Below are 24,097 nucleotides of genomic sequence, written 5' to 3'. Positions count from 1 at the left end.
AACTGATCCTGAGCCTTAGAGGAGTGACGTACCAATGAGTACTGTTTTCGATTCGTTATCTCCACGTCGCTTTACAGTGTTGGGTTACAGTGGATTGCTGCCATTTGTTGGTTTGACACTGCTGATTTGTTTGGCGGCTGAGTATCGAGAGTTTCTATCTATTGCATTGGTTGGCTATGGGGCTGTGATACTGAGTTTTGTGGGGGCTCTGCATTGGGGGTTCGCTATGACGCTACAGGGCTTGCCTGCGGCTGAGCGACAGGAGAGGCTCGTGTGGAGTGTGATTCCAGCCCTTATCGGTTGGATTGGCATGTTGTTGCCTGCGCCATGGGGCTGCTTCCTTTTATGCTTTGGCTTTATTGGAGACTTTTGGCAAGATCGTAAATTGATGAATTTTTTGCCTGAGTGGTATTTACCTATGCGAATGAACTTAACGATTGTGGCGAGCTTGTGTTTGATCATTGGCGCGCTTGTAGTGTCTTTTGAAAACTGAAACTACTGTTCCGGTGTCGGTGCCTAGGTAACAATTGAAGCGTCACCAGCCAGGCCCTACCAACCCTATCGTTCGCAAATGTTGGCCCGGGGCGCTGGCTCTCCAGGCTCTATACGAAATTCCGAGAAACCCAATCGCCGCCACAAGATCACTGAGATTTTGTAGAGTCCCCTCGCCATTAACGAAAAGGAATTCTGTGATGGCAAAGCGTTACGGACTCTCGGACGAAGTCCGCGATTGCTGGGCCAGGCTGGCTATGCACCAGGGATCACCGCAATCCAATGCGTTGATTGGATCGGGTGCCAGATGGCTCATTAGCGGTTGCGTAGGGTATCTAGAGCAGGAGACCAGATGGTATGGCCGCATCGGGTGCAAGAGACTGAGTCCTGCGCCTCGTGGTAAGTCGGGAATCCGCAGTTCACGCAGCAGTAGAGGCCTGCAGTCGGGGGTGATGCAAACTCTGACCGGTGTTCTTCAGGGAGCACCGATAGGCCAGGACGAGTGTCTTCAGCAGCGTAAAAATAAAGGCTGAGATCCCCATCGGTTTCCAACAGGCCAAGACGTACCTGGCCCAAGTGTTCCACACCTTGTTGACGAAGCTCCATGAACAGTTCATTGGAGGATATGTTCAGGTTCCGCAGAGAATGGATTTCGTACATCCCGTCTTTTACCACCGTGATGGGTAAGCCATCGATCCACGCTTCACAGGTTTTGCTTCGCCGCATGAGGTAGAGGGTGCCGCGATAGAGCAGCAATAGCGTGAGGAAAACGAGCGCGACCGGAAGCAGGGGCACATCTTCGTAAAAGGTCACATCGCCTGCTGCAGAACCAAGGGTAAGAATGACGACGAGTTCGAATCGGGAGAGCTGTCTGATTCCACGTCGGCCACTGAACTTCAAGAAAAAGAATACGGCCAGGAATGCTGCAGAAACCCGCAAGGCAACCTCGAGAAGGAAGGTTAGCGGGAGCTCGCCTATCAGCATCCGTTGCAGATCGAATGTGACCATTCTCTATTCCATTTTCATTGTTGTTCAAGCATCGGGCAGGCCGCTCCTCTAGCGCTTGCTGATCGTTACAGAGAGTCTCGAAACCAACGAAGAATTCAATTCCGGTCGCGATCGGCCACGAAGCATTCGCGCTTGAGCACCTCTACAGGCGGCGGTTTGATCGAAGAACAGATAGCCCAGGCAATCATGGTCCACGAGTTGTTCGGGATGCAGCGGAGTCCCTTTGCGTGACCTCAGAGGTCTTCGCCGAGATCCAGACTTTGGTAGATGGCCAAGCGGACTGCGGGGGGCGTTTCACGCTAGCGGATACGCCGTCAAAGCATGCGCGGCGGTTATCAGCAGCCCGGTTGATGTCACGATTACCTTTGGGTCCTTAAGCAAATGTCACAGGTCATGCGCGCTGAACTCCCTTCGATTGCAACGCGTCCCTCGCAAGAATGCCTCTCAAAACCGGCATTCACTTCCAATCAGCTTCGAGGGTACAACGATGGAAAAGACCGACCAAAGCTCGACATCCCCACCCGGCAACCTCCAGGACCACGTGCATGCCATCCATCAAGAGGCCGGAGCGTTGCTGGGTGAAGCCAGGCACCAGGGCAGCGAACAGTTTGAGCATTATCGCGATACTGCAGCCGACCAGCTCGATTCGCTGAAGGAGGGGGCGCGATCAGCGGCGTCGGCGCTGGAAGGCAACGACAGCCTGGGTCTCTCGCACTATCTGAGCCAGGCGGCTGAATATGTGGGCGAGTTCGCCGAACAGGTACGTCACGAAAGCGCCGAGAGCCTGCTGCAACGCAGCGCACAGCTTGCCCGCAGCAACCCGGCACTGTTTCTGGCCGGTAGCGTTGCAGTCGGCTTTGCCGTGTCACGTTTCCTCCGAGCCACTGCCACCCAGGAACCAGACCGTCCTGCGGCTGCGGCTTTCAGCCCGCCGCATCCTGCGCAGCCAGAAACACCTGACAGAGGCAGCGACATATCCACCAGCACTCTTTACACCCCGAACGATCCCGTTGGGACAGGTGCCGGTACGCCAGTCAGTGGCAGCCCGTTCGAGCGCGACCCGCTCAAAGGAGGTGAATGATGAACAACGATCCTTTGCATAACACAGGCTTGCACTCCTCGGAAAACGATTCGGTCGGCGTGGGTGGGCTGCTGCGCCAATTGATGCGGGAAGTGCCCGAGCTGTTCACCAAGGAACTGGCGCTGGCCAAGGCTGAATTGCAGCACAACCTGGCCACCTTGAAGGCGGGTACGGCGGCGGTGGCAGCCGGGGCGATCGTGGTGCTGGCGGGCTTTGTCATCCTTCTGATGGCGGCGGTCTACGCGTTGGCGCTGGTGGTCGCGCCGTGGTTGGCGGCGTTGATCGTCGGCGCAGTCACGGTAGTGATTGGCTTCATCATGCTGCAGTCTGGCAAGAAGCAATTCGAGCCCGGCCATTTGGCACCTGATCGCACCTTTCATGCCATGCAACAGGACAAGGACACGCTGAAGAGGAAATTGCCATGACCACTCCTTTCGAGACTGATGCGCAAAAAGACCCGCAGCTGCTGGAGCAGGAAATCAACGCCAAGCGCGAGCATATCAGCGACCTGGTAGATGCACTCGAACAGCGCCTGAGCCCAGGCCAGATGCTTGACCGGGTGTTGGCCTATTCCAAAGGCCATGGTGGCGAGTTTTTCCAGAACCTCGGCACCACGCTCAAAAATAATCCGGTACCCGCTACCTTGACGGTGCTGGGCCTGGCATGGCTGGGCCTGAATCAGAACCGCCCGTTCAACCCTGGGCCGGCGCATGACGGTCCCGGATTGGGCGAGAAACTCGGCGATGCCGTAGTCACGGTGAAAGATGCCTTCGCCCATGCCGGAGCAGCGATGCACGACGCAAGCCAGAAAGCACGCATGAAGGCCCATGACGTGCGCGATCGGGCCAGTGAGCTGGGCAGCGGTGCGCGCGATTCTGTGGGTGCGTCAGCTGATACCGTGCGCAGTACCGCACACAGGGTCGCGGACCAGACCACGGCATTGAAGGGGCAATTCGATCATCTGCTGCAAGAACAGCCGCTGGTGCTGGCAGCCTTGGGCATCGCCCTGGGTGCGGCATTGGGGGCGGCGCTACCGAGCACGCACAAAGAAGATCAACTGATGGGCGCCAGCAGTGACCGGTTGACCGATACCCTCAAGGCCAAGGGCAGCGAGGTGAAGACGTCGGTCGAGCAGTCTATCCATCAGGCGGGTGATGCCGGGTCATCACAGGCGGGCCGCAAAGCTGAAGGCTCTGACCTTTCTGCCGGGCTGGGTTTCACCCCATGATTGGCAAGCCCATGTCTCGCCAGCCCTTTCAGTATGCAAAGGGCTGGTGTTCATCCCGATCGATTATCAGTAACGGGTAAGCAGGGAGGATCATCATGATCCATCTGGGATGTGCGGGCTGGAGCCTGCCAAGTCGCTATGCCGAGCACTTTCCACAGTCGGGGTCCCACCTGCAACGCTACGCTGGCCAGTTGAACGCAGTGGAGATCAACAGTTCGTTCTACCGACCCCATCGGCCAGAAACCTACGCTCGCTGGGCTTCGTCTGTGCCTGAGGATTTTCGCTTCGCAGTGAAGGTACCCAAAAGGATCACCCACGAGCTGCGCTTGCAGGGCTGCGAGAGCCCGCTTGCCGAATTCCTGGCCCAATGTGGGCAACTGGGTAGCCGCCTGGGATGCCTGTTGATACAGCTACCCCCGTCGCTGATCTATGATTACGCCGTTGCGCGGCGTTTTTTCGAAAGGGTGCGTGAATGCTATGAAGGCCCGCTGGCTCTGGAGCCGAGGCACAGCAGTTGGCATGACGCAGAGGCGTTGTTGATGGAACAGCAGGTAGCTCAGGTTGCGGCCAACCCAGCGCGATTCGGCACCGACGCATCGCCGGCTGGATGGCCAGGCCTGAACTATTGGCGCTTGCACGGCGAACCGCGGATCTATCACAGCGAGTATTCGGGTGAGTACCTGAATGGTTTGGCTGAACATTTGCGCCTCAGTTGCGCAGCCGGACACCGCACATGGTGTATTTTCGACAACACTGCCTCGGGTGCAGCGACCGCCAATGCGCTGCAGTTGCAGCGCTGTTTGTCGATGCAGGCAGGTTGAGCCTGTTCAAAGGAAACCCGCGGCCAGTCAAGAAAGGGTGAGGCTGCGGATCGGATACTGAAAAGCCCCAGGAATGTAATGAGAAAGTACCTCACCGTAGCAATCGCACTGCTGGCTCCGCTGGTGCTCTGCGCCTGTTCCACACCCGGCACAGCAAAGCCGCCAAGTGAAACGGCAAACACAGCGCCCAGGTACCTGAAAAGCGACCTGTATGGCGTCTGGTACTCCAACGCCGATGATGGCACGTCCCAGGCGCTGGCGTTGTTGCTACTCAGGGCAGACGGTTCGGCCACCGACTTTCTGATCCTCAGCGAAAAGAACTCAATGCAGAAGATCGTGCAGCAGTCGTCCTGGTCGTTTGATGCTGAACACAACAGGTTCGAGCAGACCGTCAGCGAAGTTTCCATCCAGAAAGGCAAGGCGCCCGCAGAAGTCACTCATCCCCACGAAGTCATCCGGGCATCGGTCGAGCTGGTCAAGCTGGACAACAAGGTGATGGGCATCAAATTCAAACGGGACGATGGCGAGGTCACCGGTTACCTCAAGGGCAGCGCCGCCATGCTCGAAAAGCTCAAGCACATTCAGTAAGCGCGCTTTGCCATGGCTCTCGCTAGCGACGCAGTTCGGTGGCGAACTGCGCAGCCTTCAGCTGTAGCTGCGCAGGCCCACCCCAGAAGGCGCCGTGGCGCACGATCACCCGTTCATGAATGGCTGCCGCCACCGCCGCTGCTGCATTCGGAGCCTTGAACAGGATGAAGCTGGCTTCATTGCCGACCTTCAACCCGTAATCCTGCTTGCCCATCACCCCGGCGCTGGCCACGGTCGCCATTTCCAATGCTACGCGCAGCTCCTCGTCGGTATTGAAACCAGAGCGGTAACTGACCAGCATCGCCCGCTGCAGCATGTCGCCGTTGCCATAGGGCCACCAGGCGTCCTGGATATTGTCGTTGCCAGTGAACACCCGCACGCCACCGGCACGCAGGCGCAGCACAGGCGGGAAGGCGTGGTCGCCGGGTGCATTGGTCATGATCGAAACGCCGGCAAGGGCCAGCACTTCGGCAGTGCGGTCAACCACGGCGTCGCTGACATCACCCAGGCCGTAGGCATGGCTGACCGCCACCAGGCCTTGCATGCCCAGTGCCTGGGTACGGGCGGCGATACGCTCGAGCTGGGCGATGCAGCTGTCGCCGGGTTCGTGCAGGTGAATGTCCACCTTCACGCCATGGCGGTCGGCAATACCGAAAACGATATCAAGCTGGGCGTCGGCATCGCCGTCCAGGGTGGTCGGGTCGATGCCGCCAACCACCTGCACACCTTCACGCACGGCGGCCTCCATCACCTGCGCGGTGCCAGGGCAGGTCACTACACCGGCCTGCGGGAAAGCCACCAGTTCGATGTCGACCAGGTCTTTCCACTTGTCGCGGGCTTCAAGGATGGCGCGCAAGTTGGCCAGGCCAGTGGTGGCATCGACGTCGACATGGCAGCGCATGGCCAGGGTGCCGAACGAGGCGGCCTGGCGGATCAGCGCGTCGGCGCGCTCGACGATCGGTGGGGCGCTGGCAAGTTCGCGTTTTTCCACGGCCAGGCGCTCGCGCAGGCTGGCGACCGGCTGGTGCGGGCGCCAGCGGTCACCGACAAAGCTCTTGTCCAGATGGATGTGGCCGTCGACGAAGCCGGGCAGCACCAGCAGGCCTTCCAGGTCGATGGTCTCAATGGCGGCGGTGCGGGCGCGGTGCGCGCCGAGGTGGCTGATGCGGCCGCCGCGCACGGCGATGTTCAGGGGTAGCCCATCGGCGTCGATGGCATTGATGAACTCACGGTCGTTCATGAAAGGGGCCTTTGCTTCCCAGACTTGACTAGCGTCATACGGTAGGGATGATCCGGCCCCCTCACAAATTAATTATCAGGATCGACCACAGTGTATTTCTTGATACAGGCAAGGGCCGTTTGCTTACCTACTGCAACGTTGGTGGTTTGGCCTCTGCGGGCAATGCAGCCACCACCGCTTCGATGCGCGAAATTTCCTGCGCCAGTCGTTCAGCCTCCTGATGCTTGCCTTCGGTCCTCAAGCGATCCCGTTCACGACGCAGATTGAGCAGATTTTTCTGTAAGGCCAGGCCAGATTTGTCGTATTGATCCATGTTGCTCTCGCGGCATTGGCGTCCGTGCCGTTGTAGGAAAAGTGGACCGTATCAGTGACAAAATCTTGCAGAAACTGGGGTTTCATACAGGAAAGGGGCGATGCGGCGATTCTGCCTACAGCGCTCGGAAGAAACGTCCTACAAATCCGCCTGCTAGCTGTTTCAATTCATGTGCATTGAATGTCAGCCAAATGCCCGTATTTGCTGAGCTTCGCGGCAGGCCGTCGTCGCCATGAGCGTGGCCAGCGCAGCCAAGGCGTTTTCACCTTGGCTGCAACTTTATGTAGCAATTGCCAGGCGGCACCATCGCCCGGGCGCCTGGCAGTTGGCGGTGGTCACTTGAAGAACTGACTGGGCGTGATACCGAACTGGCGCTTGAACATGCTGGCGAATGCACTGGGGCTGTCATAGCCCAGCGTGGCTGCGATATCGACGATGCGTTCGCCCAGAGCGATGCGCTCCAGCGCCTGCATCAGGCGCGCCTGTTGGCGCCACTGGCCGAATGTCATGCCGGTTTCCTTGCGGAACAGGCGCTGGATGGTCTTCTCGTCAACGCCCAGGTGCACACCCCAGTCGGCGAGGGTCGACGTGTCGTGGGGGCGTGCCTGCAAGGCTGAGCAGAGCGTGCGCAGGCGTTTGTCGCTGGGCTGCAACAGTTTCAGCGGCAAGGTCGGCAGCACGCAGATCTCGTCGAGGATCAGGCGCATGATCCGCGCCTCGCGTGAGTCCTCGACAAAAGGGCCAGCGAAGTCGACCGACGCCTTGATCAGCTCGCTGAGCAGCGGCGAGATACTGATGGCCTTGCTTTGCAGCGGCAGTTCGAGCGCCGTATCAGGGCGCACGAACACGCTGCGCATCTTCACGTCACCGACGCAGCGGATGGCGTGCACCTGGCCGCTGGGCATCCAGATGCCGCGGCTGGGTGGCACAGTCCAGCGCTCGGCCTCGGACTCGACCAGCATCAGCCCCTTGATGGCGTAGATCAGTTGGTGCTTGGCGTGCGAGTGAGGGGCGATGTACCAGTCTGGCGGGTAGTCGGTTGCCCGGCTACCCACCTCCCAGGTCCATTCATCGACCTCCATCAGCAGTTCGTGCTGGGGTTTGACCATGATCGTGTCCAGTCCAACAGGCGCGGCCATCTTAGCAGCAGCGGGCAGGCCGTGCTTTCGAGCGGGTGGCCGGCAGCAGCGCGGTGGCCAAGCCCAGCAGCGGCAGGAACGAAATCACCTGGTAGACCCACTCGATGCCATGCAGATCGGCCAGTTCGCCGAGGCCTGCAGCGCCGATGCCACTGATGCCGAACATCAGGCCGAACATCACCCCCGAGACCATGCCGACGCGGCCAGGCACTGCCTCCTGGGCGTACACCACCAGCGCGGCGAAGGCCGACGACATCACCAGGCCGATGGCCACCGCCAGCACCGCAGTCCAGGCCAGGTTGGCGTAGGGCAGGGCGAGGGCGAACGGGGCTACACCGAGGAAAGAAATCCAGATCACCGCCTTGCGCCCGATACGGTCACCCACCGGCCCGCCGGCAAAGGTGCCCAGGGCCACGGCAGCAAGGAACACGAACAGATACAGCTGGCTTTGCTGCACGCTCAGGCCGAAGTGTTCGATCAGGTAGAAGGTGAAGTAGTTGGTGAACGACGCGATGTAGACGAATTTGGCGAACATCAGTACGGCGATCACGCCCACTGCGCGCCACATGGCGGCTGTGGGCAGTCCTGGCGCCTGTTGCCCGGCCAGGCCCTTGAGCTGGGTCTGGCCGTGGCGGATGGTCCAGCCAGTGACGCGCAGCAACACGAAGATCGCCAGGGCGGCCGCCAGCATGAACCAGGCGATGGCAGGCTGACCGTGGGGGATGACGATGGCGGCGGTCAGCAGCGGGCCGATGGCGGAACCGGTGTTGCCGCCGACCTGGAAGGTTGACTGTGCGGTGCCGAAGCGCCCGCCGGAGGCCATGCGCGCCACCCGTGAGGCTTCGGGATGGAAGGTCGCCGAGCCGATACCCACCACCGCAGCGGCGAACAGCAACATCGGGTAGCTGTTGGCGAAGGCGAGCAGGGCGATACCCACCAGGGTGAACAGCATGCCGGTGGGCAGCAGGTAAGGCATGGGGCGCTTGTCGGTGTACATGCCGACCCACGGCTGCAGCAGCGAGGCGGTGACCTGGTAGATCAGGGCGATCCAGCCGATCTGGGCGAAGCTCAGCGAGAAGTCGCTCTTGAGCATCGGGTAGATCGACGGCAGCACGGCCTGGATCAGGTCGTTGAGCAGGTGGGCGAAGGCGGCGGCACCGACGATGCGGACCAGAAAACCCAGGGGTTGGTCGGCGGTGGTGGGTGGGGCCAAGGTGGCGGCAGGAGTCGTCATGGGCGAGGCTCTTTTTCGAATGATGGCAAGGCATTGCCCGACGAAGGTTATCCAGCCGGGCAATGCCTGTCTCACGCCGAACAGGCACCCACTGTCGCGATTCGGACATTCAGTAGGCGGGTGTCGCGTTATGACGTGCCTGCCCTGGCCATCCACTTCAACAGCGTGGCGATCGGTATGCGGCGATGCACTTCGTGGCGCTGGGTATCGCCACCGTCGGCATAACGTTCCCGATAACGGCTGAGGATCAGGCCCGGGGTGAGTCGTATGAAGCCTATGACCGCAGCATCGACGTGCAAGTCAGCCGGTTGCGGCGCAAGCTGGAGAGCGACGCGGGTGCCGAACCGTTGATCTGCACGTTGCGCAATGTCGGCTACCTGTTCACTGCCAGCATGGTCAGGCGATGACGCTGTTGAGCAGGCTGCGCAGGGCCTTGCCGCGGCCACGCATCACCATCGCCCGCTGGATTGCCCTGACCACCCTGACGGCGATGTTCATCCTGCTGTTGCTCAAGGGGCTGTTCAGCCTGCTGCTGAGCGTGTGGGCGCAACCACCGCTGCTGGAGAGCGGCGTGATCGAGAAGGTCGCCGCGGTCACTCGCATCCTCGATACAGCGCCCCGGCATCGCCAGCGCAGCAGGCGATGGTTCTTACTCCGTGCAATGGCTGCGCAGCCGTGACCAGGCCGGTATACCGGAACTGGTCGATGCCGAGTTTCGCCAGGGCGCGCCAACCCTGCGGGCCTTGTTGAAACGGCCTGATGCTCGGATCCAGGCCTTTGAAGCGTCCGAACCGTGGGAGTTCGAACCCGCGCGCGGCTACGCCCTGATGATCGAGCTGAGTGACAAACTCGACGCGCCGCGGCGCTGCGTCTACGTTGGCAGGCCGGTGGGTATCAAGCGGGTGCTGGTGAACCTGGTGGACAACGCGGTCAAATACGGTCTGGCGCCTGAGCTGCGGCTGGCGGTAACCGCCGAGCAACTGGAAATCACCGTGCTGGATCGCGGGCCGGGCATCGCGCCCGAGTTACAGGAGCGCGTGTTCGCGCCGTTTTCCGCATCGAAGGTTCGCGCAATCGTGACACCGGTGGTGCCGGCCTCGGCTTGCCGGCGGTACGCGCGATCTTGCTGGAGCAAGGCGGCAGTGTGACATTGGCCAACCGCCCGGGCGGCGGGCTGGAGGTCAAGGTCAGCTTGCCAGTGTGCTGATCAGAGGCTCAGGTGGCTCAGGCCGGTATTCGTAGGCATAGCGCACGGCGGTGTGGTAGTGGTCAGTGGCAGGTTTCCCCGTCTTTGCCAGTTTTCAGGGCTCGACTTCGTCGATGTACGCATCGAAGAACCAGTCAGGAATCTGTTCAGCTCGGTACTCAAGCTCGGTGCCTTCAGTAATCTCCGCCAGCCACACAGCACACTCACCTGAGTTGTCGAATACGTAGGCGCGATTGCTGACTGCGATAGCGTCCGGCAGCAAGTCCAATGCCCGTGCGTAGCGCTCTCTGACTAGATCCGGTCTGACTGGATGCCCACCTTCCTGCACTCGAATGTGTACCCGGTCGATATTGATTTCAGGGTTTTCAGTCGAGACGAAGTAAAGGTAAGTACGGTAGCCCCGCGCTTGGGCACTGCGCATGAACTCGACCTTGCTGGGGTGCGACATGACAGTTTCGAAACTGAAGCTGACACCCTCATCGAGCAAGCGGTGCCGAATGAAGTCAGACAGAACGGAGGCGAAATAGGAATTCACCTTGATCTGCCTGTAGTCGACGCACGAGCCGTGCAGGCCCAGCATTCTGGCTTCATCAGTCAGTTGCTTCTGCCGTATCAGGTAATGATCGGTGTGAAATAGAACCAGCTCAGCCAGGCTGGCTTCGATTTCAAAGACTGCCAGGTCGATAAAGCCAGTGGCCTTGGCTTCTCTCTCCAATTCATCGGCATTGACGAAAATTCGCGTGAGGGCTGCCGGCAGGTCAGCCTTGATAGTACTTTTGCCAGATCCATTGGGGCCGGCGAATACCCGCAGCCTGCGGGCCTTCACTGGGTCGGATTCTCGCTGACCTTCCTTACGCTGATCTTCTCGCCAATATTGACTCTGCGCCGGGGTTTGGCCTTGGCCACGACTGTTCTGGAGCCGTCAGCAGCAACCCGCACGAGATGGCCATCATCGGTGCGCAGTACGCCGTGCCGGCTCACTTGCAGCGCCCGCAGATAAGCGGAATGCGTCGCTTCAGTGGCGCAGTCGGGAATCAACTGCTCCAGTGCGTCGAGCTCAGTTTCAGTGGCATGCTTGGCTTTTGCAGCCATGGGTAGATACCTCCAGACAACCTGAAACAGATTGTGTGCATAGGGGACATCATAGCGCTGGCACGGTAAAAAGGCATCAAAGGATGGCATCTTGGCGGTCCTGATAAGAGGTCGTGCCTGAGTGTGGCACGAAGGCGCTTAGCTGTTTTCGCCATGATGTGTAGTCCAATTCTGATTCATTGCCCAATTCGGCCGCTGGCCGCTTCAGCGCAATTGCAATCCTGGACCCACGGACCGGAGCACAACAACCACCAGGAATTGATCGGCATCGAGCGTATCTACACTGACGGCCTGCTATGGGGCGCGGCGACCTTCAAGAACTCGTTCTCCCAGCGCTCTTACTACGCCTACCTGGGCAAGGTCTGGGAGCACGAGCGTTATCCCGTGTATGCCAAGCTCAGCACTGGGCTGATCGAGGGGTACAAGGGCGAATATGATGACAAGATCCCGTTGAACCACTTCGGCGTTGCGCCGGTGATCATTCCGTCGTTCAGCGTGCATTGGGGGCCGGTGGGGGCCGAGTTCGTGGTGCTGGGAGGGGCTGCGGGGATGATCAACGTAGGATTGAGATTCTGACAGGTAGAGCGCCGCTCCCTCAGGTTCGGCGCTATCCGTGAGGTCAGGCGGTGCCCAGGGTTTTATCCGCAGCCTTGCTGCGCCCACCGAGCCATACCAGCAGCAACCCGGCAGCCGCCAGCACACCACCGGCCATCGGCACTGCGGCATAGCCGAGGTTCAGGCTGATTACCGCGCCGCCCAAGGCTGCGCCAAGCGCGTTACCCAGATTGAACGCACCGACGTTGATCGACGACGCCAGCCCAGGTGCCTCGATGGCGGCGATCATCACCCGCATCTGCAGTGGCGGCACCACGGCGAAGGTGAACATGCCCCACACCAGCAAAGCGATGGCGGCACCGATATGGCTGCCCAGCACCAGCGGCATCAACAGCATGATCACCGCCAGCACGCCGAGGAAGATCCGCGCCGAGCCGTCCAGCGACCAGTCGGCCAGGCGCCCACCCAGGCTGTTGCCCAAGGTGAAGCCAACGCCGATCAGCACCAGGCCAAGGGTGATGAAACTGTCCGAGGCGCCAGTCAGCGCCGCCAGCACTGGCGCCACGTAGGTATACAAGGTGAACATGGCGCCAGCGCCCAGCACCGTGGTGGCCATCGCCAGCAGCACGCTGGGGCGCGCGATCACCGCCAGTTCCTTGCGCACATGTGGCACGCTGCCGCGCTCACCCTTGGGCAGGGCATACCACAGGGCCGCCATGGCCAGCAGGCCGAGCCCCGCAGTGCCAGCGAAGGCCATGCGCCAGCCGACCTGCTGGCCTATCCAGGTGGCCGCCGGCACACCGCCGATGTTGGCGATGGTCAGGCCCATGAACATGGTCGCCACGGCGCTGGCCTGCTTTTCCTTGGGCACGACACTGGCGGCCACCACGGCGCCCAGGCCGAAGAAAGCGCCGTGGTTGAGGCTGGTGACCAGGCGTGAGGCGAGCAGGGTGTAATAGTCTGGCGACAGCGCCGAGAGCAGGTTGCCTGCGGTGAAAATCGCCATCAATGCCATCAGTGCCGCGCGTTTGCCGAAGCGGCTGAACAGCAAGGTCATGATCGGCGCCCCGACCATGACGCCGATGGCATAGGCGGTAATCAGCATGCCAGCGCTGGGGATGCTGACGTCCACGCCTTGGGCGATCACCGGTAGCAGGCCCATCGGCGTGAATTCGGTGGTGCCGATGCCAAAGGCACCGATGGCCAGGGCGAACAGGACACGTCCGGCTTTCATGATGCAGCCTCCTGCGCGGTGTGATGAACGTGCTGCAATCGGTATTCGGCGACAGTCATGGCATCAGTCCCAGATCGGCGCCAGGCCTTCAGGGCTGACTTCACGGCCATTGCGCTCGAGCGTGGCGATGCGCGCCATGTCTTGGTCATCCAGGTGCAGGTCGCGGGCGAGCAGGTTGCTGGCCAGGTTTTCACGCTTGGTTGAAGACGGGATGACCGCGTAACCGAGCTGCAGGGCCCAGGCCAGCGCAACCTGGGCGACGGTGGCCTTGTGCTTGTTGGCGATCTCGGCCAGTACCGGGTCTTTCAGCACCTTGCCGTAGGCCAGGGTCATGTACGAAGTGACGGTGATGCCTTGTTCCTTGAGGAACGCGGTCAGCTTGCTGTTCTGCAGGTACGGGCTGAGCTCGATCTGGTTGGTGGCGATTTCGCCTTTGCCGACCGCGGCGATGGCCTGGCGGGTCAGCTCGATGTTGAAGTTGGAGACGCCGATCTGACGGGTCAGGCCCAATGTCTTGGCTTCAGCCAAGGCTTCCATGTATTCGGCCAACTCAACGCCGTTGCCTGGGGCCGGCCAGTGGATCAGCAACAGGTCGACATAGTCGGTGCGCAGTTTCTGCAGGCTGTCGCGCAGGCTGGGGATCAGCTTGTCGGCGGCGTAGTTCTCGACCCAGATCTTGGTGGTGATGAACAACTCGCTGCGTGGCACGCCGCTTTCGGCGATGGCCTGCCCGACGTCAGCTTCGTTCTTGTAGATCTGCGCCGTGTCGATGACCCGGTAGCCCAGTTCCAGGGCCGACTTGACCGAATCGATGACGGCTTGGCCGGTTAGGCGGAATGTGCCGAGGCCGAAGGATGGGATGCTCATGAATCTGCTCCAGGTGAGAGAACGGTAAGGAGCAGTGTGCGGGATTCAGCGTGTTTGATTAAGGCAGGGCAGGGCCAAGGTCATTTGACTTGAAGTCAAAAATGACCCCTGAGGTCATGCAATTCAGGCAAGGTGGTGCAATCAATGCTTGATCTGCGCCGGATTGGATTGCAGCAACCACAGTTGGCTCAGTCCCAGCAGTTGTTGTTCCAAGGTCGACTGCGCGCCGATGCGCTGTGCTTCACTGTCCTTTCGCAGCAGCGCGTCGAGGACGCCCAGCAGGTCCCGATCCTTGCTGTTGGAGAAGTGCTTGTCGACATCCGAGATCTCGATGCCATTCTGGTAGGAACGGACCCGCTCCGTCTGGCTAGCCTGTTGCGACACGCGAGCTTCAGTCAGAACGCCGTTGCTGAAGCCGAGGCGGGTCGTGCTGTTCGACTGGTCGTCGACCTCGTGATAGCGGTAGTTCTGCGATTCGCTGTCACGGGTCAGCTGCAGGGCCACCAGTGGGTTGAACCCTTGGTGCCAAGCGGCCTTCAGACTGGCCTGTTGCTGTTGCTCCACGGACAGGTGGGTGCCGCCCTTGATCTGGGTTGCCTGTGAAACCTGGTAGCTGAAGTAGTCTGCCTCTTCCGGCTTCACCGGATTGGGCTGCAGCGTGGGCTGACTGACAGACGCGTTGAAGTCGGCCAGGCCGTTGAGCAGCAGGCGACTGTTGCGGTTCAGGGCGGCTGCCGCACCGGCTGTGCGAGGTCTGTCGTCATCGACGCTGTTGAGCTGGCTGAAGGCATCCTTGAACAGGCTCATCAGGTGTTCGTCGCCATGGCCGCGTTGCTGCGCGGCGTCAAATTGCGTCAGGTAGTTGGCCACCGCAGCCTGACGCATGGCCTGATTACCCAGCAAAGCGCCGCCCTGGGTGTCGAAGTTCATCTTCACTTCGCCACCGGGCCCCAGCAGTTTCAGGCTACGGGTCTGGTCGTCCAGGCGCAGTTCGAAGGTTTGTCGTTCACCGCTGCTGGTGACCAGTTGCGCGTCCAGTTGCAGGCCGGTGAACAGGTTTGGGTCGAGCTTGACCAGTGCGCCCAGCTGGAGGCTCGGCGGCTCCTGGGTCAGGCCGTTGATGGCCGACTGGAAGCCGTTGGCGAGCGCTGCCAGGCCATCGAGCTCCTTGGCGCTGAGCGTACCGCCTTGTACCTGCGCATCCACGGCCAGGCCTTGCTCGCTGCTGTACAGGCCCAAGGTCACAGTGGCGCCGGAAGCGGTGGTGAGGTTGAAAGTGATGCTATTGCTGGCGTATTCGCGCAGGCGCGACTGCTGCAGGCCGAGGATCAGTTCGTTGGGCGCGGATGTATCGCTGACCAGTAAGCCGGATTGGGCGATGGTCTCACCGCCATTGGCGGCCAGTTGCGCCAGCAGCGCCGCCCCCAGGCCCTGGAAGCGTGTGCTGGTTGCACCCGATTGCACGGCGCTGGCCATGTATTGGCTGAGCTTGTCGACAGCCGGCGTTTCCCAGATGTAGCGGTTCGAGGTGTTGCCTAAGTTGCCTTTGGCGGAGTAGATGTCGCTGTCCGTGCCGACCGTTGGCTGGCCGAGGATCACCTGCGTACTGGCGCGCGTCACCGTGCCGGGGGCTTGGCTGGCTGCGTTGATCTGGGCTGTCGCTGCAGGCGCGATCTGGACGGGAAAGGTGCGAACGGCAGCTATCGGGTTCACCATCGGCGTTCCATGCGGATTCTGTGGGTATCCATGCTATCGGCGTGCCATCAGGAAACCTGAATGTGTATTGCGCACAAACGAAACGGCCCGCCAAAAGGCGGGCCGTAGGGCATTGCAGGTGCCGATCAGCGGCGCCGGAACAGCGGCAGCGGCTCGTCGGTGGCGCCCTGGTAGGTAACCGAGAAGTCCTTCAGACTTTGCAGGGCATCTTCCGGGTCCTTGTCGGCACGCAGGGCGAAGGCGTCGAAGCCGCAGCGGGCCATGAAGAACAGCTGGTCGCGCAGCACGTCGCCGATGGCGCGCAGCTCGCCCTTGAAGCCATAGCGGTCACGCAGCAGGCGCGCGTTGGAATAGCTGCGCCCGTCGGTGAAGGCCGGGAAGTTCAGGGCGATGACCTGGAAGTGCTGCACGTCCTCGCCGATTTCTTCCGCTTCCTGGTCGCTGTCCAGCCACACGCCCAGGCCGCCATCGCGGGCCTTGAGCACGTGGGCGTGGTCGCGCCACATCTGCAGCGGGACGATGTAGTCGTCGCAGTTGGTCAGCTCGTCGAACGCGGTGTCCTTGGGCAGCAGGTGCCAGGTTTCGTCGACGATCTGGTTGTTCTTAATGATTCGCTGCATAGACGCGTTCCTTGAAGGGGTCGATGCCGATACGCTGGTAGGTGTCGATGAAACGCTCTTCCTCGGTACGTTGTTCGACGTACACGGCGATCAGCTTCTCGATCACATCGGCCATGTCATCCTGGGCGAAGGACGGGCCGAGGATCTTGCCCAGGCTGGCGTCGCGCGCGGCGTTGCCGCCCAGCGATACCTGGTAGAACTCCTCGCCCTTCTTGTCCACCCCGAGGATGCCGATGTGGCCGACGTGGTGGTGGCCGCAGGCGTTCATGCAGCCAGAGATGTTCAGGTCGATCTCGCCGATGTCGAACAGGTAGTCCAGGTCGTCGAAACGGCGCTGGATCGATTCGGCGATCGGGATCGACTTGGCGTTGGCCAGCGAGCAGTAGTCGCCGCCCGGGCAGCAGATGATGTCGGTCAGCAGGCCGATGTTCGGCGTGGCGAAGCCGTTTTCGCGCAGTTCCATCCACAGCGCGTGCAGCTGGCGCTGCTCGACGTCGGCGAGGATGATGTTCTGCTCGTGGGAGGTACGCAGGAAGCCGAAGCTGTAGCGCTCGGCAAGGTCGGCCACGGCGTCCAGCTGCTTGTCTGTCAGGTCGCCCGGGGCAACACCGGTCGGCTTCAGCGACAGGGTCACGGCCACGTAGCCAGGGCGCTTGTGGGCGCGGGTGTTACGCGAACGCCAGCGGGCGAAGCCCGGGAACTCGGCATCCTGGGCGCTGTAGTCGACGTTGTCGAGGGCCAGGTAATCCGGATCGACGAAGTGGCGCGAGACGCGCTGGACTTCTTCCTCGGTCAGGGTGGTGCTGCCGCCACGCAGGTAGGCCATTTCGGCCTCGACCTTCTCGGCGAACACTTCAGGGGTCAGAGCCTTGACCAGGATCTTGATCCGCGCCTTGTACTTGTTGTCACGACGACCGTAACGGTTGTACACGCGCAGGATGGCGTCGAGGTAGCTGATAAGGTCCTGCCACGGCAGGAACTCGTTGATGAACGAACCGACCACCGGGGTACGGCCCAGGCCACCACCGACCAGCACGCGGAAGCCCAGCTCGCCAGCGGCGTTGCGCACCGGCTCCAGGCCGATGTCGTGCACCTCGATGGCGGCGCGGTCTTCTTTCGAGCCGTTGATGGCGATCTTGAACTTGCGCGGCAGGTAGGCGAACTCCGGGTGGAAGGTGGTCCACTGGCGGACGATTTCGCACCAGGGGCGCGGGTCGACGATTTCATCCGCAGCCACACCGGCGAACTGGTCGGTGGTGGTGTTGCGCAGGCAGTTGCCGCTGGTCTGGATCGCGTGCATCTGCACGGTGGCCAGTTCGGCGAGAATATCCGGGATGTCTTCCAGCGCTGGCCAGTTGAACTGCACGTTCTGGCGGGTGGAAATGTGGGCGTAGCCCTTGTCGTAGTCGCGGGCGATCTTGGCCAGGGTGCGAACCTGTTTGGCGTTCAGCTGGCCGTACGGCACGGCGACGCGCAGCATCGGCGCGAAACGTTGGATGTAGAGGCCGTTCTGCAGGCGCAGAGGGCGGAATTCTTCTTCGCTCAGCTCACCGGCCAGGTAGCGGCGGGTCTGATCACGGAACTGCTTGACGCGGTCCTCGATGATCCGCTGATCGTACTCGTCGTATACGTACATAAAAGTCCTGTCTCAGGCTGCATGCAGCTATTCGCGCGCACGGCCGCGCACTCCGGTTCGGAGCCGGGGAACGATAGCAGGTTGGGTTTATGCGCTAAAGTGATGTTTTTGCATATGAAAAGAACCAAACGAACTAAGTGAGACTGACTGGCATTTGTTCCCCCATCAGGCGACGGGTTTATACTCAGTGGTTTGTTTCAAAGGGTGTATCCGCATGCTCAAGGCGCTTTGCCAAAGCTTGTGCCTGAGCCTGCCTTTGGCAGCTTCCGCTCAGGCCGCTTCGGTGGTCTTCCTGAACCCTGGCCACTCCAACGAGACGTTCTGGGTCAATTACTCGCGTTTCATGCAGGCCGCCGCCGATGAGCTGGGCATGACCCTGCGGGTCGAGTACAGCGAGCGAGATGCCGCGCGGGCGATGAGCCAGGCCCGGGCGACGCTCGATGGCCCGCAGCGGCCGGACTACCTGGTGCTGGTCAACGAACAGTACCTGGCGCCAGAGATCATCCGCTTGTCCCGTGGGACCGGGGTCAAGCTGTTCCTGGTCAACAACGGCCTCACCGCCAACCAGGCCCGGAGCATCCAGGCCCAGCCTGACAGATATGGGCAGGTGCTCGGTACCTTGACCGCCAACGATCAGCAGGCAGGCTTTCGCATGCTGCACGAGATGGTCGCATTGTTGCCCCGAGACAATGAGCCGATCGACCTGGTGGCCTTTGCCGGTGTCAAGACCACCCCGGCTTCGCAGTTGCGTGAAGAAGGCATGCGCCAGGCGTTGGCAGACTTTCCTCAGGTGCGCCTGCGCCAGGTGGTGTATGGCGGCTGGAACCGCGAGCGCGCCTACGAGCAAGCCAAACAGTTGGTGCAGCGCTATCCCCGGACCCGGCTGGTGTGGGCAGCCAACGACCAGATGGCTTTCGGTGCCATGCAGGCGTTCGAGGAAGCCGGGCGCAAGCCTGGGCGCGACGTGGTGTTCGCCGCTGTCAACAGCTCGCCGCAAGCCTTGCGCGCCCGGATCGATGGGCGCCTTGGCGTGCTGATGGGCGGGCATACCACCCTGGGGGGCTGGGCCATGGTATTGCTGCACGACGATGCCCAAGGCCTGCAAGTCAACCGCGACGGTAAGCAAGAGCATGTGCTGCCCGTGCTGCAGTCGATCGACCAGGCCAAGGCACGGCGTTGGCTGAAGCTACTGGAGCGCGGCGACTACGGTGTCGATTTCCAGCATTACAGCGCCCAAGGGCAGCCGCCGAGCTACCAGTATCCGTTTCTCACGTCACCCGTCGACTATTGAAAGACCTTGCTTGAGTGAAGGGCATAGCTCGTCTTAACTGCTGGTGGTGAAGTGCATTCCCATAACCACTACAAGAGGCAATGCAATGGGAAACTCTACCAAGGTCCGCAAAGCTGACAGCAGTGTCGATGCCTGGGCGATCCTTTGCCTGATCGTCCTGGTGGTGGTCACCGCGGTGTATTGGGTCAGCCACCAGTGACCTGAACTCAAGACCGTGATCCAGGCAGAACGCCTGCGGGAGGGAATCTCGCAGGCGTTTGCGTTTTATTTCAGCGTGCTCAGCGCGCAGTGAGGTGCAGCGCCAGTTGCACCAGGCCGATCAGTACGGCAATGAACACCAGGGTGAACAGCGTGCCCAGCACGATGAAGTGGCTGGCCTTGCCGTGGGTGAAGTCGCGGGCGCGGTTCTTGCCGCTTTGCACACCAAAGGCGGCGGCGAGAATGCTGTGCAGCATCTGCCAGAAGGTCGGGGGCTTGCCCTGGCTGGAATCGTCCATGGTGGCTCCTGAAGAATCAGCGGCAATCAGCAACAGTGTAGGCAACGCGCATGAGCTTGGCTGGATACATTGCCACGGTCGGTTCCTCACGTTAAGGTTTTCGGCTTGACGCGGTGGCGCGATGAACAATAGACGTGTCCGCCAGCACGGACCTGATTGCAGACCAAAGGTGACTCGATTTGAACCCTGACTCCATGCTGGCGGCGTTGCCAGGCTTCGCCATCGCCCCCGAAGCGATCCAGGTGTTGCCGGATGCCGCGGCCTACCGCACCTGCCTGCTGGAACGCATCGCCACGGCGACCCGGCGAATCGTGATCGTTGCCTTGTACCTGCAAGAGGACGAGGCCGGCCAGGAGGTGCTCGATGCCCTGTACCAGGCCAAGGCCGAGCGGCCGGGCCTGGAGATCGTCATCGTGGTCGACTGGTTCCGTGCCCGCCGTGGCCTGCTGGGGGGCGGGCGCCAGCCGGGCAATGCCGCCTGGTATCAGGCCCAGCGCCAGTTGCGTGGGCTGGATGTGGTGATTCATGGTGTGCCGGTGCAGACCCGCGAGCTGTTCGGTGTACTGCACCTGAAAGGCAGCGTGATCGACGATTGCGTGATCTACACCGGTGCCAGCCTCAATAACGTCTATCTCCACCGGTTCGACCGCTACCGGCTCGACCGTTACCACCTGTTCCAGTCGCCGGCCCTGGCCGATGCCATGGTCGGCTTGGTTCGACGCGTGTTGCACCACACCGCGACGCCGCGTCTGGACCTGCCTGCTGCCCCTGCAACCCGCAGCCTGCGCGGCGATATCCGGCGCCTGCGTGCGCGCCTGCGGCGTATGGCCTATGACGCACCGCCCGCGATTGCGGGGCAGGGGCTGCGTGTCATCCCGCTGCTGGGCGTCGGCCGTGGCAACCCGCTCAACCGCACGCTGTGCGCGCTGCTGGCGGTGGCACGTGCGCAGATCATCATCAGCACACCGTATTTCAACCCGCCTCGGGTGGTGATGCGCGAGATCGACCATGCACTGGGCAGGGGCGTGCGCATCGAGCTGATCGTCGGCCACCGCACCGCCAACGACTTCTATATCGCCCCGGGCGAGCCGTTCAGTGCCAGTGGTGCCTTGCCGTACCTGTACGAGGACAACCTGCGGGCCTTTGCCCGGCGCCGTCAGGCCGCGATTGCCAGCGGCCAGTTGCTGATACGGATATGGAACGATCCGGGCCACACCTTCCATGCCAAGGGGGTGTGGGTCGACCAGCGCTATTCGCTGCTGACCGGCAACAACCTCAACCCACGCGGGTTCAACCTGGACCTGGAGAACGGGCTGCTGATCGATGACCCGCACGGGCAGTGGCTGGTGCCACGGGCGGTGGAGCTGGAGGGCATTCGCCGGCATGCGCCGCAGATCGGCACGGTGGATGAGCTGGGCGAGAAAGCCGAGCATCCCAAGGAAGTGCGCAAGTTCCTGCGGCGCCTGCGCTACAGCCGGCTGGAGCCGTTGATCAAAAGGGTCCTGTAGGCCGCCAGTCGTCAGCTGGATCGATCCTTGCCAATCGGTCGGGGTCCACTTTGACGAACCCTGGTAAAAGGCTCTGCGAATGGAATCACTTGTTGGCAATGGCTCGCCGCGCAGTCTCGTGGTCCGACAGCTGGTCCTGGCCTTCTCGGCACTGTTGTTGGTGGCGTTGGTGCTGGGCATGGTCTCGCTGTACCGGATCGCCCAGTCACTCGATGAGCGCGAACGTAGCCAAAGCAGTTTTCACACGCAGTCTTCCCTTGAGCAACTCCAGAAAAACGAGCGTGCCTACCTGCTCAGCTACGCTTTCTGGCAGGCCGCCTACGATCACCTGGCAGGGCCGGTGGACAGCCACTGGGCGTATGATGAGGATAATGTCGGCCAGACCCTTTATAGCGACAATGGCTACGAGGGCGTGTTTGTGCTGGACGATGACGGTACCCACTATGCGGTGATCAAAGGCGAACTCAGCACCCGCACGTTTGACGATTTCAGCGCCAGCGGCAGCAGGGTCATGCAAGTGGCGCGTGCCGCGGTCAAGCAGGATCAGGCCGCGTCCGGGTTTGTCATGTTCGCCGGGCAACCTGCATTGTTTTCTGCTGCCGTCATTCGCTCCCCCTCGACACCGCACCATGTGGCGGCGCCGAATGCGGTGCTGGTGTTCGTGCGTGCACTGGACGCGGTCATGCTCGCAGAGCTGGCCAAGGCGGTCGGTTTGAGTGGTTTCGCCACCACCGCGAGCAAAGTCCCGCAAGCGGGCCTGGGTTACTTGCCGCTGGAAGGCACCGGGCAGGCCCTGACCTGGGAAATCGAGCGCCCCGGCACCACCTTGTTGCGCACGGTGGTCGCACCCTTGAGCCTGGTATTGCTGGTGTTTGGCCTGCTGACGGCATTGCTCACCCGCTATGCCATCCGCGCCAGCGCCCGTATCGACCGCAGCCACCGCCAGCTGGCGGCCTCCAAGAACGCCCTGGAAACCAGCGAGGCGCGTTTCAAGGCCGTCGCCGAGGCGGCCTCGGACTGGATCTGGGAAACCGATGTCCAGCAGCACCTGACCTACCTCTCCGCACGGTTCGCCGAGCTGACCGGCCACCCTGTCGAGCAATGGCTGCAGCGCCCCCTCACGCAACTGCTGGCCTGCGACACCAGCCCTGTCGAGACCTGGCTGCATAATCTGGCAGCCACCGAAGCGACCGCCAGCCTGCGCTGCCAGTACCGCGACCGCCTGGGCCAGCAGCGTGAGTGCCGCATCGCGGCGCGGGCGATCATCGAGCAGGGTATCTGCAAAGGCTTCCGTGGTACCTGCAGTGACATTACCGACGAAGTGGCTGCCCACGCCCAGATCCAGCACCTTTCCTTGCACGATGCGCTTACCGGCCTGCCCAATCGCAACAAACTGTTCCGTTTTCTCGAGCAGGACCAGCCCGTGCCCGTGGCCGTGCTGATGCTCGACCTGGACAACTTCAAGCCGATCAATGACAGCCTCGGCCACCCGGCTGGCGATTCGGTGCTGATCGAGGTAGCCCGGCGCCTCGGCGAGGTGACCCGTGACAGTGATCTGGTGGCGCGCCTGGGTGGGGACGAATTCATCGTCGTGCTGGTGCGGCCTGGTCAGCGAGAGGAAATGGACCGCTTCTGTGCGCGGCTGATCGACACCTTGCGTCGGCCGATCACGCTGGGTGGCCATGCCGTGCAGGTCGGCGCGAGCCTGGGGGTGGTGCTCTCGGCCGAGTACCCCGGCACCCCCGGCGACCTGATCCGCTATGCCGACGTCGCCCTCTATAGCGCCAAGCAGGCCGGCAAAAACACCTGGCGCTATTTCTCGACGCAGATGAACGCGGCGCTGCTGGAAAAACGCACGCTCGAAGGCGAACTGCGTGCGGGCATCCCGCGTGGCGAGTTGCTGTTGCATTATCAGCCACGCTTCAAGGTCGATGGCAACACGGTGGCCTCCGTCGAGGCGCTGGTGCGCTGGCATCACCCGCGCCTGGGGCTGCTGCACCCGGACCGTTTCATCCCGTTGGCCGAAGAGTCGGACCTGATCGTGCAACTGGGCAGCTGGGTGCTGCATGAAGCCTGCAGCCGTGCGCGCAGCTGGCCGCTTGACGTGCTGGTCTCGGTCAACATGTCGCCGGCGCAGTTTCGCCGCAGCGATGTGGTACGTGACGTGGCGGAGGCGCTCAGGCACACCGGCCTGCCGGCGCACCGCCTGGAGCTGGAAATCACCGAAAACGTCATGCTCAACGATGTCGAGGGCGCGCTACATACCATGAATGCGCTCAAGGAACTGGGCGTGCGCCTGAACATGGACGATTTCGGCACTGGCTATTCGTCACTCGGCTACCTGCGTACCTACCCGTTCGACAGCATCAAGATCGACAAGCGTTTCGTGCAGTCGCTGGGCAAGAGCGACAGTGACCGCAGCGTGGTTCAGGCCATCATCAACCTGGGCAATGCCATGGGCATGACCGTCACTGCCGAGGGTGTCGAGACCCCGCAACAACTGGCGCTGCTCAGCGATGACCAATGCCACGAGGTGCAGGGTTTCTTGCTCAGCAAACCGGTGGAAAACCAGGCGTTGGTGCGTTTGATGGAGGCGGGGATCGCCACCGGACCTGTCGTACCTTGAACGGTTACACTCATTTGCATGCAGCGTGACCGTTCGCCCCTCTGAAAAGTCATGCCAAGCGCATACAATCGGCCTTTTCCACGTTATCAGACAGGCCAGACCGT

23 protein-coding genes and 2 pseudogenes are annotated in these 24,097 nt (G+C 61.6%); 12 read left to right on the top strand and 13 right to left on the bottom strand.

Going from position 1 to position 24,097, the window contains the following annotated elements; translation table 11 throughout:
* Window positions 1-34 precede the first annotated feature (34 nt).
* On the top strand, window positions 35-493 hold the full coding sequence (locus APH33_RS11070; protein ID WP_054885170.1) for a DUF3429 domain-containing protein: 459 nt from the start codon (window positions 35-37) through the stop codon (window positions 491-493).
* Window positions 494-807: 314 nt separating this feature from the next.
* Here the strand turns inward: APH33_RS11070 and APH33_RS11065 are convergent, their stop codons facing one another.
* A complete protein-coding gene (locus APH33_RS11065; RefSeq protein WP_054885169.1) occupies window positions 808-1,500 on the bottom strand; it encodes a DUF421 domain-containing protein in 693 nt (230 codons plus the stop codon).
* A 487-nt stretch (window positions 1,501-1,987) separates the two neighbouring features.
* On the opposite strand from APH33_RS11065, the gene APH33_RS11060 reads away from it, so the two are divergent.
* From APH33_RS11060 to APH33_RS11040, 5 genes are all read left to right on the top strand, one after another.
* Window positions 1,988-2,581, top strand: a complete 594-nt coding sequence (locus tag APH33_RS11060) for a hypothetical protein (protein ID WP_054885168.1) — start codon at window positions 1,988-1,990, stop codon at window positions 2,579-2,581.
* A complete protein-coding gene (locus APH33_RS11055) occupies window positions 2,581-3,006 on the top strand; it encodes a phage holin family protein (RefSeq protein ID WP_054885167.1) in 426 nt (141 codons plus the stop codon). Before APH33_RS11060 ends, APH33_RS11055 begins: the two co-directional genes overlap by 1 nt.
* Window positions 3,003-3,809, top strand: coding sequence for a DUF3618 domain-containing protein (locus tag APH33_RS11050; RefSeq protein WP_054885166.1), 807 nt, complete (start codon window positions 3,003-3,005; stop codon window positions 3,807-3,809). Before APH33_RS11055 ends, APH33_RS11050 begins: the two co-directional genes overlap by 4 nt.
* A 95-nt stretch (window positions 3,810-3,904) precedes the next feature.
* A complete protein-coding gene (locus tag APH33_RS11045; RefSeq protein WP_054885165.1) occupies window positions 3,905-4,630 on the top strand; it encodes a DUF72 domain-containing protein in 726 nt (241 codons plus the stop codon).
* A 78-nt stretch (window positions 4,631-4,708) separates the two neighbouring features.
* The gene (locus APH33_RS11040; protein ID WP_054885164.1) at window positions 4,709-5,218 is read left to right on the top strand and encodes a hypothetical protein; all 510 of its coding nucleotides are present in this window, start codon (window positions 4,709-4,711) and stop codon (window positions 5,216-5,218) included.
* 22 nt (window positions 5,219-5,240) lie between these two features.
* On the opposite strand, the gene APH33_RS11035 is transcribed toward APH33_RS11040, so the two are convergent.
* The 4 genes from APH33_RS11035 to APH33_RS11020 form a co-directional block, all read right to left on the bottom strand.
* The gene (locus tag APH33_RS11035; RefSeq protein WP_054885163.1) at window positions 5,241-6,458 is read right to left on the bottom strand and encodes an amidohydrolase family protein; all 1,218 of its coding nucleotides are present in this window, start codon (window positions 6,456-6,458) and stop codon (window positions 5,241-5,243) included.
* A gap of 127 nt (window positions 6,459-6,585) precedes the next feature.
* Entirely contained in the window at window positions 6,586-6,771 is a 186-nt protein-coding gene (locus tag APH33_RS11030; protein WP_054885162.1) for a hypothetical protein, read from the bottom strand.
* Between the two features lie 335 nt (window positions 6,772-7,106).
* Window positions 7,107-7,880 carry a helix-turn-helix transcriptional regulator gene (locus tag APH33_RS11025; protein WP_054885161.1) on the bottom strand — a complete coding sequence of 258 codons (774 nt, stop codon included), beginning with the start codon at window positions 7,878-7,880 and terminating at the stop codon, window positions 7,107-7,109.
* A 31-nt stretch (window positions 7,881-7,911) separates the two neighbouring features.
* Entirely contained in the window at window positions 7,912-9,144 is a 1,233-nt protein-coding gene (locus APH33_RS11020; RefSeq protein ID WP_054885160.1) for an MFS transporter, read from the bottom strand.
* Window positions 9,145-9,389: 245 nt separating this feature from the next.
* Here APH33_RS11020 and APH33_RS27645 point away from each other — a divergent pair.
* Window positions 9,390-9,551 (top strand): annotated as a pseudogene (locus APH33_RS27645) (winged helix-turn-helix domain-containing protein); the annotation flags it as partial.
* A pseudogene (locus tag APH33_RS26555) lies at window positions 9,548-10,351 on the top strand (sensor histidine kinase). The pseudogenes APH33_RS27645 and APH33_RS26555, both read left to right, overlap by 4 nt.
* 94 nt (window positions 10,352-10,445) lie before the next feature.
* Here APH33_RS26555 and APH33_RS11000 read toward each other — a convergent pair.
* Together APH33_RS11000 and APH33_RS10995 are read right to left on the bottom strand one after the other, a co-directional pair.
* On the bottom strand, window positions 10,446-11,177 hold the full coding sequence (locus APH33_RS11000) for a zeta toxin family protein (protein ID WP_054885156.1): 732 nt from the start codon (window positions 11,175-11,177) through the stop codon (window positions 10,446-10,448).
* Window positions 11,174-11,443: a hypothetical protein gene (locus APH33_RS10995; protein WP_054885155.1), complete on the bottom strand. Its 270-nt coding sequence runs from the start codon at window positions 11,441-11,443 to the stop codon at window positions 11,174-11,176. Before APH33_RS10995 ends, APH33_RS11000 begins: the two co-directional genes overlap by 4 nt.
* Window positions 11,444-11,656: 213 nt before the next feature.
* On the opposite strand from APH33_RS10995, the gene APH33_RS10990 reads away from it, so the two are divergent.
* Window positions 11,657-12,019: a sn-glycerol-3-phosphate transporter gene (locus tag APH33_RS10990; RefSeq protein WP_313431935.1), complete on the top strand. Its 363-nt coding sequence runs from the start codon at window positions 11,657-11,659 to the stop codon at window positions 12,017-12,019.
* Between the two features lie 43 nt (window positions 12,020-12,062).
* On the opposite strand, the gene APH33_RS10985 is transcribed toward APH33_RS10990, so the two are convergent.
* The 5 genes from APH33_RS10985 to APH33_RS10965 all read right to left on the bottom strand — a co-directional run bounded on the left by APH33_RS10985 (window position 12,063) and on the right by APH33_RS10965 (window position 18,071).
* A complete protein-coding gene (locus tag APH33_RS10985; protein WP_054885153.1) occupies window positions 12,063-13,232 on the bottom strand; it encodes an MFS transporter in 1,170 nt (389 codons plus the stop codon).
* A gap of 63 nt (window positions 13,233-13,295) precedes the next feature.
* On the bottom strand, window positions 13,296-14,099 hold the full coding sequence (gene dkgB / locus APH33_RS10980; protein ID WP_054885152.1) for a 2,5-didehydrogluconate reductase DkgB: 804 nt from the start codon (window positions 14,097-14,099) through the stop codon (window positions 13,296-13,298).
* Between the two features lie 141 nt (window positions 14,100-14,240).
* On the bottom strand, window positions 14,241-15,815 hold the full coding sequence (locus APH33_RS10975; RefSeq protein WP_156351932.1) for a hypothetical protein: 1,575 nt from the start codon (window positions 15,813-15,815) through the stop codon (window positions 14,241-14,243).
* A gap of 125 nt (window positions 15,816-15,940) precedes the next feature.
* The gene (locus APH33_RS10970) at window positions 15,941-16,435 is read right to left on the bottom strand and encodes a DUF934 domain-containing protein (RefSeq protein ID WP_054885151.1); all 495 of its coding nucleotides are present in this window, start codon (window positions 16,433-16,435) and stop codon (window positions 15,941-15,943) included.
* Complete coding sequence (locus APH33_RS10965) at window positions 16,419-18,071, bottom strand: nitrite/sulfite reductase (RefSeq protein ID WP_054885150.1); 1,653 nt, start codon at window positions 18,069-18,071, stop codon at window positions 16,419-16,421. Before APH33_RS10965 ends, APH33_RS10970 begins: the two co-directional genes overlap by 17 nt.
* A gap of 214 nt (window positions 18,072-18,285) precedes the next feature.
* Here APH33_RS10965 and APH33_RS10960 point away from each other — a divergent pair, with 214 nt between their 5' ends.
* The gene (locus APH33_RS10960; RefSeq protein WP_054885149.1) at window positions 18,286-19,362 is read left to right on the top strand and encodes an ABC transporter substrate-binding protein; all 1,077 of its coding nucleotides are present in this window, start codon (window positions 18,286-18,288) and stop codon (window positions 19,360-19,362) included.
* A gap of 278 nt (window positions 19,363-19,640) precedes the next feature.
* Here APH33_RS10960 and APH33_RS10955 read toward each other — a convergent pair whose 3' ends face one another.
* The gene (locus tag APH33_RS10955; RefSeq protein WP_054885148.1) at window positions 19,641-19,859 is read right to left on the bottom strand and encodes a DUF2970 domain-containing protein; all 219 of its coding nucleotides are present in this window, start codon (window positions 19,857-19,859) and stop codon (window positions 19,641-19,643) included.
* Window positions 19,860-20,038: 179 nt separating this feature from the next.
* On the opposite strand from APH33_RS10955, the gene pssA reads away from it, so the two are divergent.
* Both pssA and APH33_RS10945 read left to right on the top strand, forming a co-directional pair.
* Entirely contained in the window at window positions 20,039-21,367 is a 1,329-nt protein-coding gene (pssA, locus tag APH33_RS10950; protein WP_082433549.1) for a CDP-diacylglycerol--serine O-phosphatidyltransferase, read from the top strand.
* Between the two features lie 79 nt (window positions 21,368-21,446).
* Window positions 21,447-23,993, top strand: coding sequence for an EAL domain-containing protein (locus tag APH33_RS10945; RefSeq protein ID WP_054885146.1), 2,547 nt, complete (start codon window positions 21,447-21,449; stop codon window positions 23,991-23,993).
* Window positions 23,994-24,097: the final 104 nt, after the last annotated feature.

This window comes from Pseudomonas sp. NBRC 111130 (assembly GCF_001320485.1).
GTDB lineage: Bacteria > Pseudomonadota > Gammaproteobacteria > Pseudomonadales > Pseudomonadaceae > Aquipseudomonas > Aquipseudomonas vlassakiae.
This window is presented reverse-complemented; position numbering and strand designations above follow the sequence as displayed.